The sequence below is a fragment of the Saccharomonospora saliphila YIM 90502 genome (assembly GCF_000383795.1).
GTDB classification, from domain to species: Bacteria; Actinomycetota; Actinomycetes; order Mycobacteriales; family Pseudonocardiaceae; genus Saccharomonospora; species Saccharomonospora saliphila.
This window is the reverse complement of the sequence record NZ_KB912728.1, coordinates 86,456-100,625: the sequence shown is the minus strand read 5'-3', so window position 1 is coordinate 100,625 and position 14,170 is coordinate 86,456. Positions and strand designations below refer to the sequence as shown.

At 69.3% G+C, this 14,170-nt stretch carries 14 protein-coding genes and 2 pseudogenes; 4 read left to right on the top strand and 12 right to left on the bottom strand.

Going from position 1 to position 14,170, the window contains the following annotated elements; translation table 11 throughout:
* The 9 genes and pseudogenes from SACSA_RS26415 to SACSA_RS24900 all read right to left on the bottom strand — a co-directional run.
* Positions 1-240, bottom strand: a pseudogene (locus SACSA_RS26415) (hypothetical protein); the annotation flags it as partial.
* The gene (locus SACSA_RS23870) at positions 237-1,349 is read right to left on the bottom strand and encodes a C40 family peptidase (protein ID WP_019819440.1); all 1,113 of its coding nucleotides are present in this window, start codon (positions 1,347-1,349) and stop codon (positions 237-239) included. The pseudogene SACSA_RS26415 and the gene SACSA_RS23870, both read right to left, overlap by 4 nt.
* On the bottom strand, positions 1,346-2,668 hold the full coding sequence (locus tag SACSA_RS0119475; protein WP_232213018.1) for an ATP-binding protein: 1,323 nt from the start codon (positions 2,666-2,668) through the stop codon (positions 1,346-1,348). Before SACSA_RS0119475 ends, SACSA_RS23870 begins: the two co-directional genes overlap by 4 nt.
* A gap of 182 nt (positions 2,669-2,850) precedes the next feature.
* Entirely contained in the window at positions 2,851-4,350 is a 1,500-nt protein-coding gene (locus SACSA_RS0119470) for an SCO6880 family protein (protein WP_019819437.1), read from the bottom strand.
* Complete coding sequence (locus SACSA_RS0119465; RefSeq protein WP_019819436.1) at positions 4,347-5,729, bottom strand: hypothetical protein; 1,383 nt, start codon at positions 5,727-5,729, stop codon at positions 4,347-4,349. Before SACSA_RS0119465 ends, SACSA_RS0119470 begins: the two co-directional genes overlap by 4 nt.
* Positions 5,729-6,490, bottom strand: coding sequence for a hypothetical protein (locus SACSA_RS0119460; protein WP_019819434.1), 762 nt, complete (start codon positions 6,488-6,490; stop codon positions 5,729-5,731). The genes SACSA_RS0119465 and SACSA_RS0119460 overlap by 1 nt, the downstream gene beginning before the upstream one ends.
* A gap of 47 nt (positions 6,491-6,537) precedes the next feature.
* Positions 6,538-6,828 carry a hypothetical protein gene (locus SACSA_RS0119455; protein WP_019819433.1) on the bottom strand — a complete coding sequence of 97 codons (291 nt, stop codon included), beginning with the start codon at positions 6,826-6,828 and terminating at the stop codon, positions 6,538-6,540.
* Positions 6,825-7,535: a hypothetical protein gene (locus tag SACSA_RS0119450; protein ID WP_232213017.1), complete on the bottom strand. Its 711-nt coding sequence runs from the start codon at positions 7,533-7,535 to the stop codon at positions 6,825-6,827. The genes SACSA_RS0119455 and SACSA_RS0119450 overlap by 4 nt, the downstream gene beginning before the upstream one ends.
* A 796-nt stretch (positions 7,536-8,331) precedes the next feature.
* Positions 8,332-9,132: pseudogene (locus tag SACSA_RS24900) on the bottom strand (IS5 family transposase).
* Between the two features lie 524 nt (positions 9,133-9,656).
* Between SACSA_RS24900 and SACSA_RS0119430 the strand changes: the two are divergent.
* Positions 9,657-10,211, top strand: coding sequence for a sugar O-acetyltransferase (locus SACSA_RS0119430; RefSeq protein ID WP_028662056.1), 555 nt, complete (start codon positions 9,657-9,659; stop codon positions 10,209-10,211).
* Between the two features lie 587 nt (positions 10,212-10,798).
* Here the strand turns inward: SACSA_RS0119430 and SACSA_RS0119425 are convergent.
* Together SACSA_RS0119425 and SACSA_RS0119420 are read right to left on the bottom strand one after the other, a co-directional pair.
* Positions 10,799-10,999, bottom strand: coding sequence for a DUF397 domain-containing protein (locus SACSA_RS0119425; protein WP_019819424.1), 201 nt, complete (start codon positions 10,997-10,999; stop codon positions 10,799-10,801).
* Positions 10,996-11,847, bottom strand: coding sequence for a helix-turn-helix domain-containing protein (locus SACSA_RS0119420; protein ID WP_028662055.1), 852 nt, complete (start codon positions 11,845-11,847; stop codon positions 10,996-10,998). Before SACSA_RS0119420 ends, SACSA_RS0119425 begins: the two co-directional genes overlap by 4 nt.
* A 135-nt stretch (positions 11,848-11,982) precedes the next feature.
* Here SACSA_RS0119420 and SACSA_RS0119415 point away from each other — a divergent pair, with 135 nt between their 5' ends.
* The 3 genes from SACSA_RS0119415 to SACSA_RS0119405 all read left to right on the top strand — a co-directional run bounded on the left by SACSA_RS0119415 (position 11,983) and on the right by SACSA_RS0119405 (position 12,986).
* On the top strand, positions 11,983-12,192 hold the full coding sequence (locus SACSA_RS0119415) for a hypothetical protein (RefSeq protein ID WP_019819421.1): 210 nt from the start codon (positions 11,983-11,985) through the stop codon (positions 12,190-12,192).
* Positions 12,192-12,500: a zinc finger protein gene (locus SACSA_RS24895; RefSeq protein WP_083940327.1), complete on the top strand. Its 309-nt coding sequence runs from the start codon at positions 12,192-12,194 to the stop codon at positions 12,498-12,500. Before SACSA_RS0119415 ends, SACSA_RS24895 begins: the two co-directional genes overlap by 1 nt.
* A 216-nt stretch (positions 12,501-12,716) precedes the next feature.
* Positions 12,717-12,986, top strand: coding sequence for a hypothetical protein (locus SACSA_RS0119405; protein WP_019819419.1), 270 nt, complete (start codon positions 12,717-12,719; stop codon positions 12,984-12,986).
* A 653-nt stretch (positions 12,987-13,639) separates the two neighbouring features.
* Here SACSA_RS0119405 and SACSA_RS0119400 read toward each other — a convergent pair.
* Positions 13,640-14,077: a peptidase inhibitor family I36 protein gene (locus SACSA_RS0119400; protein ID WP_019819418.1), complete on the bottom strand. Its 438-nt coding sequence runs from the start codon at positions 14,075-14,077 to the stop codon at positions 13,640-13,642.
* Positions 14,078-14,170: the final 93 nt, after the last annotated feature.

Genomic DNA, 14,170 nt, shown 5'->3' with positions numbered 1-14,170 from the left:
CGCCGCCCACGGGGCGCCGAGGGCAGCGCCCGGCTGGCCCGGGCGGGCGACGATGCGAAGTCCGGCGGGAATCCACACGTCCAGCCCGGGGACGTTCCACGGCCCGCCAGCCAGCGCTGTGGTGACCGCGGCGCCGAGCATGAGCACACCGGCGAGCCCGAGCACGGTTGCGAGGCCCGCCGCGGCGACCCCGAGGAGGGCGAGGTCCCGATCTCCCGTCGGCGACACCGGGCCTCTCATGTCCGCTCCCCCGGCGCCGGGGTAGGGCTGGAGCCGTCGGTGGTGATGCGGCGGATCGCGACGATCTCGCCCGCCCACGTGTCGAGCGGTTGCAGCACGACGCCGTGCTGCTCGTCGTAGGCGTTGACCACCATCCCGTCGCCCGCGTAGAGGCCCACGTGTCGCGGGTTGTCGGCCGTGCCGAGCGAACCGGGGATGAACAGCAGATCCCCGGGGCGCACCTGGCGCAGTGACCCGACGGCGACGCCGTCGTGGACCTGGCCGGTGGTGGTGCGGGAGATCGGCACTCCGGCGTGGGCCCAGGCGGCCTGGGTGAGGCCGGAACAGTCGAACGCGTCCGGCCCGGTGGCGCCCCACTCGTAGGGTTTGCCGAGTTGGTTCACCGCGTACGACACCGCCGCCGACGCACCCGCACCGCCCGGCAACGCGAAATCCTCCGGCAGCTCCCACTGGTCCGACGGTAGGTCCGACGTGCTGTCCGGACACACCCCGTCCGGGTTCGGGGCCGCCGCCTGCGTGTCCGCTCCGGTGGGGGTTCCGCGCCAGAACCGGGCGACCAGCTGCGCTGCGGGCGCTTCCTGCGGTGCGTACCGGTCCGGGAACGCTGACCGCTGCACCGCCTGCGCCGCACGTCCGGGCGGCAGCGTTCGCCACCCGGGCACGGTGACGAGCCGGTCGTAGAACGCTCCCGCCGCATACGAGGGGTTCAGGACCTCGTCGCGGGTTCCCCAGCCCTGGCTCGGCCGCTGCTGGAACAACCCCAGCGAGTCCCGGTCGCCGTAGGCGACGTTGCGCAAGTCCGACTCGACCAGGGCGGTCGACACCGCGATCACGGCCGCGCGGCGCGGCAGGCTCCGGTCCCGGCCCACCTCGACGATCGTCCGCGCGTTGGCGAGCTGGTCCGGGCTCCACTCGCCGCCACCGGTGATCGGCCGGTCCACCCCGGGGCCGGTCGCGAACGGGTACTGGAACCCGCACGCGGCGACACTCACCTGCGCCACGGCCGCCTGCTGCGTCGACACCAGCGCCACGCCGAACACCACCGCGGGGAACACGACCACGATGCCCACCGCGCCCGCCACGCACGCCACGATCGCCTTGACGGTCATGGCCGTCCCCGCGGCGGCCGCAGCTGCGCGTTCGTGTCGAACAGTCGCTTCTCCGTGCGGCTGAGCACGGTCTGCACCTTGTAGCCGGGAGTGTTCTCCACCTTCCACAGGGCCCGTCCCGGGCGCTCCATCGCCCACCCGGTGGTGGCGTCCTGTTCGCGCTCCGACAGCGCCAGGTCCTCGGCGAGGTCGTCGGCTACGCGGGTCGACTGGCCGAACAGGATGCGGGTGCTGCACAACGCCAGCAGGTCCTTCGCGATCGCGGCTTCCTGGCTGCCCGCCGCGCCGACCGACAACGCGTCGCTCGGTTTGTGCAGCACCAGCACCTGGATCTTGCGTTCGGCGCGGCTGAGCCGCAGGTCCGCATCGACCGCCTGCACGGCGCGCAGCCCGAGTCGCATCTGCCGCCACACCTCGTCGCGGACCACGATGCGCAGGTCCCCGTCCTCTTGGAGGTCCGTGACCAGCGAGGACCACGAGCCCAGGCAGGTCAGTGCGACCGCGACCGCCTGCTCGCCGTGCGTGCGCAGCCGGGACAGGTCCATCGACTGGGCCGGCGCGTCCCAGTCGAGCGTCACGTTGGTCTGCTCGTCGAACAGGCCCGACAACGTCCCCGACACCAGGTTGCCCAGGGCGTCCGTGATCGGGCGGAGGGTGTCCAGGAACTGGCGGCGGTCAGCGAACCGGGTGCTGGTCCACAGCTCCTCGTCTGGGTCGGCCAGGTGGCGCTGCACGTCCGGGATCGTCACCGGCACCGGGCGGGTGTATCCGTCCGCGATGCCGACGAGCCTGCGCAGCACCGTCGCCAGCACCGCCTCGTCGGTCACCGTGGGCCGGTACCCCTGCGCCTCGGCCAGCGCGGCCAGCAGCTTCACCCACCGGGCGACCACCCCTTCCAGCTCGACACGTTGCCGCGCCACCGGCCAGCCCTCCCAGCGGCTGCGGAGCGGGCCCAGGTCGAGCGCGTTGAGTCGGGCCGGGCTGCCGCGCCCGAGTACGACCGGCGTCACCCCCAACGCGCGCAGCAGCGGGCTGTACTCGCCCTTCACGTCGCCGCTGATCAGCGTTTTCACCCCGAACAGCATCATCCGCAGGAGGAACGCGACCACTGTGGAGCTCTTGCCGCGGCCCGGTTCCCCGAACACCACCAGGTTCGGGTTGGTGGCCAGCCCGCGCAGTACCCACTCGACCGGGTGGGTGTAGAAGGCGCCGCCGCTCAACGTGTCGTAGCCGATGCGTGCCCCGACCGCGGGGACACCGCTCGCCGCGAGCAGCGGGAACAGGCCCCCGATCTCCGAGGTGGCGGCCTGATACACCACCAGCGGAGCTTCGACCGGAGCCCACCCGTGGCCCATCCGCGCGTGGCCGCGGCGGGGCGCGACCGGCCGGTTGACCCGCCCGGTGTCCCGCGGGCCCGGCGGGTGGGGCGGTTTCGGTTGCGGTGGTGGTCCGAACGTCCCCAACAGTTGGGCCGCTCCGCGTCCCCGCGGCTTGTTCCTGCTCACGACAGCCCCCTCCGGTTGCGCGGCAGCCCCAGTCCGATCGGCAGGCAGGCGACGGCGAACGTCGAATCCTGCGCCAGATCCATCCGCAGCAGCCGGAACCGTCCGCTGGCGTCGTTCTCCAGCCGTGCGGCGTGGTCCTCGACGTTCCACCCGTTCGGCACGGTCACCGACGCCGCCACCGAGAAGCGCACCAGGGAATGGCCCGCCGCCACCGCCCGCTCCTGGGTCCGCGCGCCCGCGGCCTCACGGTCGTCGGCGGCGGTCGTGGTGAACCCCTCGCCGGCCTTCCAACTCCGCAGGACCGTGCTGCGGAACCGGTTGCTCCGCACCTGCCGATGAGCCCGGCGCGCGTCCAACACCTCGTAGTGGATCGCCACGGTGCGCCGCTCCCCCGGTGTGCGCACCGCCAGCAGCGGGCCGAGGCTGCCGAACACCGTGCCCGACTCGGGCATCAGAGCCGTGTAGGACACCGTGGTGAACCCGTCGTGGGTGTAGGCCCGCGGCGTCGGCGGGGGTGCCTCGGTGGGTCCGGCCGCCGCCTTCTCCAACCCTCCGGCGCCGTGCCGGTGGGTGGCGGTGAGCGAGGCCCGCGCCGCCGGGTTGAAGCCGGTGCGCAGAGCCTCGGCCATGCCCGCGCCGTTCAGCCAGTGCACCGTCTGCACACCCAACGCCTTGAGCGGGTCCTCCACACCGTCGAGCACGCGGTAGAGCGCCAAGGCCCGGCCCGCGACACCGCCCCCGGCCGCCGCCGCGGGTCTCCGGAGCTTGTCCTCCGGCCCGCTGACCGTGACGAACGCTTCGTGCCGCACCGAGGCGACACCCACCACGTCGTCGAGCTCGTCGGTGACCGCGCGGGACAGCCGCGGCGCGTCCCGGGCCGTGTGCTCACCGCGCCACAGCTGATAGTCGGTGCCGTCGTCCGGGACGGTGCGCACCACCAGGCTCAGCCGGTCGACGACGTCGCGGTGCCCGAGCGACAGCAGCAATGTGCCCAACCGGGAGGCCAGCTGGTCACACTGCTCGTCGGACAGCATTCCCACGCCGGTGTGGGTCAGCCGCGCGGTCGCTCCCCACCGGCCCTCGCTCGTGTCGTGGATCAGGCACACCCGACCGCGGTCCCGGTACAGCGGGCCGTCGGGGAACTCGAACCGTTGCAGCACCCCGGGCAGGTCGGGCTCGTCCGGATCGACCGGCACCCCCGCGGAGGCCTTCGACTGCCACGTCGACCATCCGCGCACCAGGCCCACCTGGTACAGCACGAAATGCCACAGCCAGCGGCACGCCGGCCGCCCCCGCACCGGCACCACCACCAGCACGGCGAACAGGCCGCACACGAGCAGCAGCACCGCCGCGTCACCGAACCGGCCGTTCGACGCGGCCCACACCACCGGCGTGGCGAGGGCCACGCAGCTCAGCGCCTGCACCGGAGTCAATCCGCAGACCCATCCGACCTGTTCGCGTCGGTTGAGCCCTCGGAAGATCCGAGTCGACGTCATTCGATCCCCCTCCCGTCGTCCTCCTCGCTCGCGTCGCCGACGCCGACACCCCCATCGACGTCACCGGGGTCGTCCCCGCTGTCGCCGCCCGGCGCGGTGACCGTGGACGTGTCCGCCTCCCCCGCAGCCGCAGCCGAGCCGCCCTCCGTCGGAGGCAACGGCGGCTCCTCCCGCTCCCGGTCGATGTCCGGTCCCTCGCCGGAGGCCCCGTCCTCCGGTGGCGGGTTCTCCTGCTCACCGGGCGCGTCGCCACCCCGGTCCACCGCCATCGCGGCTCCGCCACCCACCGCGCCAGTAAGCGTCGCCCCGACGCTTGCCGCCCGGTCCGTGTCGGCGCCGGTGTCACCCGCCGAGGCGTCGTCTGTCGGGGCACCGTCTGCCGAGGCGCCGTCGGCTGCGGCGTCGAAGCGGCCTGTGTTCGCCTGCTCAAGTGCACCGCCGCCCCCGCTGCCCCCGACCGCGCCGCTCGCCGCGACCATCGCCGGGTTGCTCGACCCGAACGAGCTCATCCCGACCCCAGTGGCCATCGCATCCCGGAACGTCGCCCCCGCGTCGGTGTTCGGGTCGACGAACGCGAACATCTTGAACAGCACGAACGGGCAGATCAGCGAAATGATCAGCACGCCGATCCCGGCCAGCAGGCCCGACAACCCGTCCGACCCACCCGCGATGGCCACGCCGAGCACGAGAGTCAACGCGAGCACCGGTTTCATCGCGATCGTGGCGAGCAGCCAGCGGCACGTCCGCCAGAACCAGTGCGCCGACACGTTCGCCAACAGGCCCGCCGCGACGATCGGGACGGTCGCCACCAGCACGGAGATCGCTGCCTGCCGGAACAGCATCTCGAGGAGGTAGCCCAGCGCCACGGGAATGACCCCCACCACGGCGCAGATCCCCAGCACCACGGCTTTCACACCGCTGACCGCGCCGTCGGCGAACGTGGTGTACTCCAGCGCCTCGCCGAAGTTTTCGCTGCGCAGGCCGTACCACAGGATGCCGTCCGTGAGCCCGTCGACCGCCGCGAGGAAACTGCCGACCATCCCGACCGTGACGGCGAGCGCGATGCCGTACTGGATCGGCCCTCCCACCAGCCGCAGGAATCCGCGGCCCCCGCGCACCATGGTCATGATCAGTTGCCAGAGGAACAGCCCCACCGCCAGCACACCACTGATCCACAGCATGAGCGGCCACAGAATGCCGACCGGGCCGCTGTCGGTGTCGACCGAGAACACCGAGAACTCGTCGGCCAGCTTGAACGCGGCCATCAATACGGCCACGGCGGCTCGCCAGATCAGGTCCATGGCCTTCTCGAACGCCGACGCCAGCACCTCCGAGAGGTCCGCCCCGAGCATCCCCCCGATGTCGTCGAACGGCCACATCAGCGCACCTCCCGGTATCCCGCCCGCACAGCGTCAGCGCTGCCCGGCCACGCGCTCGGCGCGGGCGCTGCCAGCACGCCCGCCGCGATCCGCCACCGCCCGTCGACCCGGCGCATCGCCTGACAGTCGCCGACTCCCACCGACGAGTTCCGGCCCTGGTACTCCACGGCAAGCTGCCCCAGCACGCACACCACGACGTAGCGACCGTCCGACGCGGTCCCTTTCACCTGCCCGTGCGTGATTTGGTAGGTCACCCGGAGGCCGCTCACCGGCCCACCCGCTGGCAGCCCGGCGGTTGAGCGGAAGCTGGTCAGCACCGAATGCAGGCCCGTCGACTCCGGGGGCGGGGCGCCGTCCTGCGACAGCGCCCGATAGGCGCGGCCATACACCGCGGGATCGCCCCCGGCGAGCGCTGTCTCGTTCAACGCGGCCAGTTGAGCCAGCGCCCCCTCCGGCGTGCCCGGGAACCCTCCCGGGATCCAGGTGCCGTCCACGCGCGTGGGTTCCGGCAGCGACAGCGCCGGACCCGCCGTGCCGGTCGCGGCCAGAGGCTGGGGCTGCGCCGCCTGCGGCGGCAGCACGACCATCCGCCGCTGCGCCAACGCGCGTTCCTCAGAGGTGGCCACCTCCACGTGCGGACCCGTCCCGGGTGCCGTCTCGTCGTGCGTGCGCTCGTCCCGCGTCGCGCGGTCGGCGAGGAGCACGATCACCAGCGTGCCGACGAGTCCGACGACCAGGGTGGCGATTCCGAGAAGGGCCACTTGTGCCCGCGTCCGCCGACGCGGCTCCGTCTCCGGTTCGACCATGGTCAGTTCCCGGCGAAGTAGTTGATCAGCTGTGGGCCGATGCCGTAGAGCAACCCACCGGCGATGGCGCACAGCATCATGATCAGTCCGATGCGCCCCGCGCGATGGTGATCGACCCACCGCCCACCGGCCCACACGAGCAGGCCGATGAAGAACCCGACCGCCAAGGCAACCTGTGCGCCCCATTTGGCGTTGCCGAGTGTGTTGAGGATCGTGTCGCTGCCTGGAGGGGGAACCGGGTCCGGATTCGGGATCTGGGTCACCCACTGCAGGAGGACGAGGTAGGTGTTCATCGTGGCTTCCTCCGTCCCGTGCCGCCCGGCTGCGGGCCCGCGATCAGGCCCCACTGGCGCAACGCCGGGGTGACGGCTTGGCGGAGACGCTGCGGGGTGACCGCAGCGGTGATGCCGGACACGGCGAGCTCCGCGTCGTGCGGCACGAAGACCGCGTTCTCGAGTAGGGCGGTGACGCGGCGGCCGGCGGCACCCGCCACCCCTGGGGGCCAGCGCTTCACTCCCGAGAGGAACAGTTGGGTCACGGGCGAGATGTCCGCCGAGGACAGGAACGGCTCTAACCGGGCGAGGACCTGCTCCGCGTGCAGCAGGGACGGCCGGGTCGCCCGTGCGACAAGCACGGGTCGGGGATGCGGCGTCCCTCGACGCAGCCACGCGCCCGCACCAACGCGCGGATCGGCTGTCACATGCCACGCGTCGTGGCCCAGGTCGACGACCGTCACGTGAACTCCGGCCAGCGGGGGCCGCCACCACCGCGGCGGCGGCACCATCCCGGGGGCTATCGTCGGGAGGGTCGTTGCGAGCTGGGCCATGAGCGCGCGGCCGCGCCACGAGTAGCGGATACCGACTCGAGGATGCGGCTGCACACGCTGGCCACCCTCGGCACGAGTTGCCAGCGCCAATCCCGACCGCGGTGGGTCCGCAGCGTCGACCATCAGCACGTTCCGGTGCGCGAGCTGCAACGCGTCGGCGAGCGCCGTGGCCACGACGGACCCGCCCGCACCGGACTCGGCAGCCAGAACGGGCAGCACCGTGCCGAACGGAGACCAGTCGACCGGAGCCGCCGCTGGACTCCCCTGCAAGCCCCCAGAGACACAAGGTCCAACGGAAGCGCTCGAACGTCCCCTGACGGACAGGTCCGATGCCTGCTGTTGAGAGTCCGACCTGATCTCGGACTGACTAGAAACAGCACCATCCTCGGCGCCTGACATAACGATCCCCCAGACACGGATCTAACCCAAGAGAAGAGCGACGAAGACTGTCCCTGGGTTTTGAACCCGCGGTGATTCCCGGCCAGCCAGAAACCTTAGTATCGCGCTCCCACGGAGTTGAGTACCGATCGAGTTGCGCTACTCGTCAACCCGCACGCTGCTGAGCACCCGATACGAACGAGCGGGTACGGCTATTCCACCCAGCTCACGGTGCTGACGATCATTTGTCCCCCAACGTACACACGGCATTTATGATGGCCTGCGCCTCACCAGCGCCCCTCCACTGCTGGACACGCAGCCGACCCGGTGCTCAGCTTACGAACGAACCATGACTCCCGCGTCAGCTCCTCGTTCCATGACTGGAGAATAAACGCCACAGAGACTCTGTCAACTCAGGATGGAACCACGACCGAAAACGATCAGAAGTTTCTGTCGACTCCCGAACACACTGCAGCACCATCCCAACCCGCAGCGACGAGGGACCCCCGGGTCGGCACCAGCGCTCCCACTGACGCGACAGCGATCTGCTTTGGCGCGTTGTGACGAGAGGAAAACTCATCACTTAGAGCTCCTAACGTATTCGGTTGGGGAGTCGGCGCCAGCAGATGATGCTGGTGGCGAGGGTGAGGAGGCCGTGGTGGATGTCGGTGCGGCGTTCCCACCGGGTGGCCAGGCGGCGGAACTGGTGCAGCAGGGCGAGGGTCTGTTCGACGACCCACCGTGCTGCCTGGACGTTGTCGCGGGTGCCGCGTCGGCTGATCAACGGGCGGATCCCTCGCCGCCGCAGCGCATCGCGGTAGGTGTCGTGGTCGTAGCCCCGGTCGGCCACGAGCACGTCAGGTTTGCGGCGGGGCCTGCCTCGCCGTCCCCGTACCGGTGGGGATGGCCCCGACCAGCGGCAGAAGCTGGGTGATGTCGTTGCGGTTGCCGCCGGTGAGCCGCACGGCGAGGGGGGATGCCCCCGCCGTCGCAGATCACATGGTGCTTGGAGCCGGTCTTGGCCCGGTCGACCGGGCTCGGCCCCGTGTCCGGGCCCCCCTTTTCGCGCGCACGTGCGAAGCATCCACACACGCCCGGGACCAGTCGATGGCCGCGGCCGCGTTCAGCTCCGCCAGCAACACCTCGTGCAACCGGTCGAACACCCCCGCCTCCTGCCAGTCCCGCAACCGCCGCCAACACGTCATGCCCGAGCCGAAGCCCAGCTCCTGCGGCAGGTCCTCCCACCCGATCCCGGTGTAGAGCACGAACAAGATGCCCTGCAACACCTGCCGATCCGGCAACGGCTTCGGCCCCGTCCTACCGGCCGGCGCACCGGCAGCAACGGCTCAATCCGCGACCACAACTCGTCCGACACCACCCACGGCGCAGCCACACCAAGATCATCTCAAACCAAGATCATCAATGTGTTAGGGGCTCTTACAGCTCGTTCCAAGAAGAGTGTGGCAGTTGGCGGTAGCAGATGAGGACGAGGCTGGCTCCCTCGACTTCGTTTCGCACCGCCGATGCCGTACTCAACACCGGGGGCGCGTTGCGGCGTGCCGGGCTCGGGCCCGCCCGGAGGGTGACGGCACGGCCACGGTCGTTCACGGCGGGCCGCGCGACCTCTGGGCGAACTACACCATCCTGGCCGCCTGGTGGGAGGAGCAGGGACGGCCTGAGCCGACTCGGTTCGGAGTGACCGTGCAGCCCGACGGCGGGCACGTGCTGTGGCTGGACAACCGCGACAAGCCGGTCGCCATCCTCGATGTAGGTTCTCAAATCTGATGGCGAATTGTCAGTTGCGATGGCGGACGAGTGGCGGATCCGCCAAGTAACTGAGACGACCGGGCTGTCTGTCCTTCCGGGAAGTGGTGGCGGGGTTCGGGGGTAGTTGGCGGGGCTGTGATAATTCGCAACGTGGGCGAACAGAAAGATCGAATGCTGCGTGGCGACTGGTACCTTGATGAACCCGACCTGGCTGAGGAACGACGGCGCTGTTGGCGAATGCTCGACAGATTCAACGCGACCGGAGCGGACGACGACGTCGCGCGTCGCCGAATCCTGGAAGAGCTGCTCGCCAAGTTTGGCCCCGGCGCGTCCGTCCTGCCACGTTTCCAGTGCAGCTACGGTGCGCTGATCAGCATCGGCGCCAACAGCTTCGTCAACAACGATGCCCTCTTTATGGACGATGCCGTGATAGCGGTCGGTGACGACGTCCGGATCGGCCCACGGGCGCAGCTGCTCACAGCGCTGCATCCGATGGAGGACCATGAGCAACGTCGCGCTGGGTGGGAGCGAACCGCCCCTATCGTGATCGGTGACAATGCGTGGCTCGGGGGCGGTGTGATCGTCTGTCCAGGCGTAACCGTCGGCGAGAATGCGGTCATCGGTGCAGGCAGCGTGGTCATCCGAGACATACCGGACCACGTGTTCGCTGCAGGCAACCCGGCGCGGATGATCCGGCGGCTGTGACTTGCCCTGCTGTCGGTCAAACGCCCCGGGGAGCTACCCGTGGACCTTGAACCGTCGGATCCGCAGCTAGGTCCGAACAGCTCGGCACCCATTGTCCGGAACTATCTGGCGGACAGTGGTATGTCGAAGACGGGTGGACACTACGTGAGATCGCCCGCGCCGCAAAGAAAACCAGAGGCGACATCAGCCAAGCGCTCAGAAACGCGGGCGGCCCTCAGACCCAGCGGCGCACGGCCCCGCTATGACGACAAAGCAACAGAGATCATCCACCGCTACACCATCGAGGGCGAGAGCACCCCACCATTGCCAAGATCACCGGCATCCCGTCCATCACCGTGGTCAACATGCTCGACCACGCCGGAATCTCACGCCGCACCAACCCCGACAGACCAGCCGGTCAATCAAGAAACGCCATCGAGTTGAGACACCCAGACGGCCACACGGACTGAGACAACCAACAAACCCGCAGGGTCAAACAAAATCAACATGCCACACGATATGAGACCCTACGCTCGACGGCACCCTGTGACGAACAGCAAGAGGCCCCCGACACCAAGACTCGGCGCCGGGGGCCTTCGCTGTGCGCGTCAGATGTCGAACTCGCCGTCCTTCACGCCCTTGATGAACGCCCGCCACTCGCTGTCGGTGCAGGAGGTGGTGGCCTCCTCTGGGCGCTTCGAGTTGCGCAGCTCCACCCCGCCGTCCGTCGTGCGGCGGAACTCGACGCAGTCGTGGTTTCCAGAATGCTTGGACTTCCTCCACTGCTGGTCGTTGTGCTGTACCGTCATAGTGTCGTCCCTTTCTTGATGACATCGGCGATGAGCTCGGCTGAGTCGGCCGGGCTCATCGCTTCCCGATTCAGACTCGCCCGCGCCATCGTGTACGCCTCCACGTCGCCCCGATCACGCAGGAACACGATTGACGAGAGGTGCTCCATCTGCACGATCGGATCCGCCTTGGCGAACTCCAACAGCACGAACGAACCCAGGTGCGCAGGGGTGATCCCGCACGCCGACGGGATGATACGGACGCACACGTTCGGGAGATCGGCCAGTCGGCGAATCAGGCGGAGCTGATCGAGCATCACGTCCCGGTCGAGTTGCTGGGTCAGTACTGTCTCCAGCATGTATGCGGTGTACCGAACCGGACTCCGCTCCCGCGTGATGGCTTCGCGCCTGCCGACGCGAGTCGCGACCTTGGTCTCCACGTCTGCCTTATCGCCCAGTACTGACCGCGCATAGTCGGCGGTCTGCATGAGCCCCGGCACCAGCATGTTCGACACCGCTGTGATGTCGGTGGCAACGTGCTCGAACTCGATCATCGTCGCCAACGCACCCGCTTCTCCGTGCGCACCCGTCGACACCTCGTTGACCGGCTGGTCGGCTGCCTCGCGGGCAAGATGGATCAACTGGTCGCGTTCAACGGCGGATAGGTCCAGTGCGCGAGCGAATGCCTCGATGCCGGCCGGGTCGGGGATGCGTTCACCGCGTTCCCACCGAGTAAGCACCGTGTGCGCGCATCCCATGCGGTCGGCGAGCGCACGTTGTGTGAGCCGGGCATGGGTGCGGAGAGCGCGGAGTTCGGCGCCGAGGACATAGGCCCGCGCTTCCGGCGCCTCCGGTTTGGTGCCACTCATGCACCAGACGGTAGCCGATCGATAGAGCGGATCTGCATCAACCATTCGGAGTATTGCGCCCTGGTGCCGACACCAACACTCTGGTGTCGGCACCAATGAGGTTTGGGCCACACTCTACCGCCCGGGGAGGCCACGATGTTGGACCGCACGGTCCGCTCACCGATTCAAACCCACCAGGCCGTGCCCGACGACATGTGGATCACGCGCGACGGCACACAGCACCGCGTCGTGCACTGGACCGGCGGCATCAGCCACGCACCCACCGTGGTCACGGTCTGCGGACTGAGCACCCCCATCCCCCTCGCCTCCGACCCGAACGCCACACCGTGCGAGGGGTGTCGGTGATGTGGTGGCGCTGGCAGCAGGCCGACGGCCGCATGCACGCCTACGACCGCACGGCCGTCACCGTGGGCCCGCACCGGCCGTTCCTCGCGCTGTGCGGCGCCACAGTCACCCCCATCGACACGGATTTCGGGGTAACCGGCTGGCCGCAGACGACCTGCTGGTCGTGCGACCACGAGGTGCGCGTCCGCGACGGATTCCCGATCGCCGAGATCCCACCCCTGCCCGACGACACGCCACCGACCCCGAGGAGCCCCTCTGATGGCCCGTCACGCCCTACTCGACCGCCCCGCCCCCGTCAGCGCCGCTGAGGAGACTCGCCGCCTCCCACCGCTGCACTCGGCCGACACCGCCGCGCTGTTCCGGGCGCCGATCGCCTGGCCCACTGTCGACCCCGACGCTGACGACGAGACAGCGCGCGCCCGTCACGCCCTGCGACAGCCCGAGCCGCTGTCGACTTCGCTCCTGGAGCGCGTCCTTGCCGGACTACGCAACCTGTGAATCCGACACGATAGCGAGGTACAACCATGCCCGACACCGCGACCACCCTGGCACAGACAGTGCCCGAGCCCGATGACATCGACGCCGTGCTCATGCGGCTACGCCGCGCTGTCGACCGGGAGACCGAGCCGCTCTATCGCCGCAAAGACGCCGGGCACGCCGATGCCCGCCATGTGCTGAGCCGCATCGCGTTCCTCGTCCTCGAACTCGGCTTCACCATCGCCGAGGAAGGAGGCGTCGAGATCCGCGAGATCGAACGTGCCGTCTCGCGGGCCTACGGCCTCCCCACGCCGTAGGCCCGCCATTCGCCGTACGCCCACGCGTACACCTCGACCCCCGGTCGGCGCGGATGCGCGGCACCTCGCGGGCCGCTGTCCCCGAGCTCCGCGTCGACCGGGTACCACTGCAAACGCGCAGCAATATAGTCCGAAACGGAACGCGTAGGTCGCCTTCTGGCCCAACGGAACAAGCGCCGTACTGGAGGCGACCAGGCCCAGCCCAGTTCATGATCACCCGACCTGCCGGCCGCGCGAGGGTTAATCGGCAGGCGTCGTGCTGAACTGTGCGCAGTCACGTCCCTCTTTCGCTGGGCCCCCGCCTACTGAACCGGAACGCGACTCGCTGACCGCGTCACCGGCCTGTTCGGCACCGCGCGCGACACGGCGGCCCGCAACATGCGGCGGCCCGACACTCTCGCCGCAGCGACAACCAGGCGAGGCTGATCACCCGCGATCCGTGAGCTGCTCGAACTGGCTCCACTGCGGTACGGGAGGAGGCGCCGAGCTGCATCTGCCCGCACTCCCGTGGAGACGCGCACCTCGGCTGGTCCTGGAACCGGTCGGTTGGGGCTGGTGTTGCGCTTGTTCCCGCAACACCAGCCCCAACTACTCGTCACCAATGTCATCTCGGGTGCCGTGGCCGTGACGGAACCTGGATGACACTGTCGGTACTACACCGACCGTACTGAGCTGATCATGTCTTCATAGCTGCCCCAGTTGAGGTCGAGACCGTTCCCACCGGGCGAAAGCAACATCGACTCGCCGGTGTAGTTGGCGCCCAGGTACGCGCGGAAGTTGTAGTGTGTCCGGTTCCAGTAGGACGAGGTGCGGTTGTTGATGTGCTGGTGGGCCAGGTTGGGAGAGGCCCATTTGAAGTAGGCCATGTGCCCGCCTCCTCGGCGGTCGGTGAACAGGCACAGGTATCCGCTGGGGCAGCGGTTGAAGCCGCGGCCGGCGGTGACCCACCCGGAGTCGGCTCCACCGCGGAGGACCTCCTGCTGGATCGCGGCGCTCGACCGCGTTTGCGGGGCATTCGGCTCGTTGGTGTGGGCGTGGGCGGGACCCGAACTTGTTCCGAGCAACACGGCCAGCGCCGGCATCATCGCCATGCTCACTGTCTTGGCAACACGCACGACAATCACTCCCCCTGCTGTTCTTGCGTGACAGGGATGAGGCTAGAGCGCTCATCACGGTCCGCAATC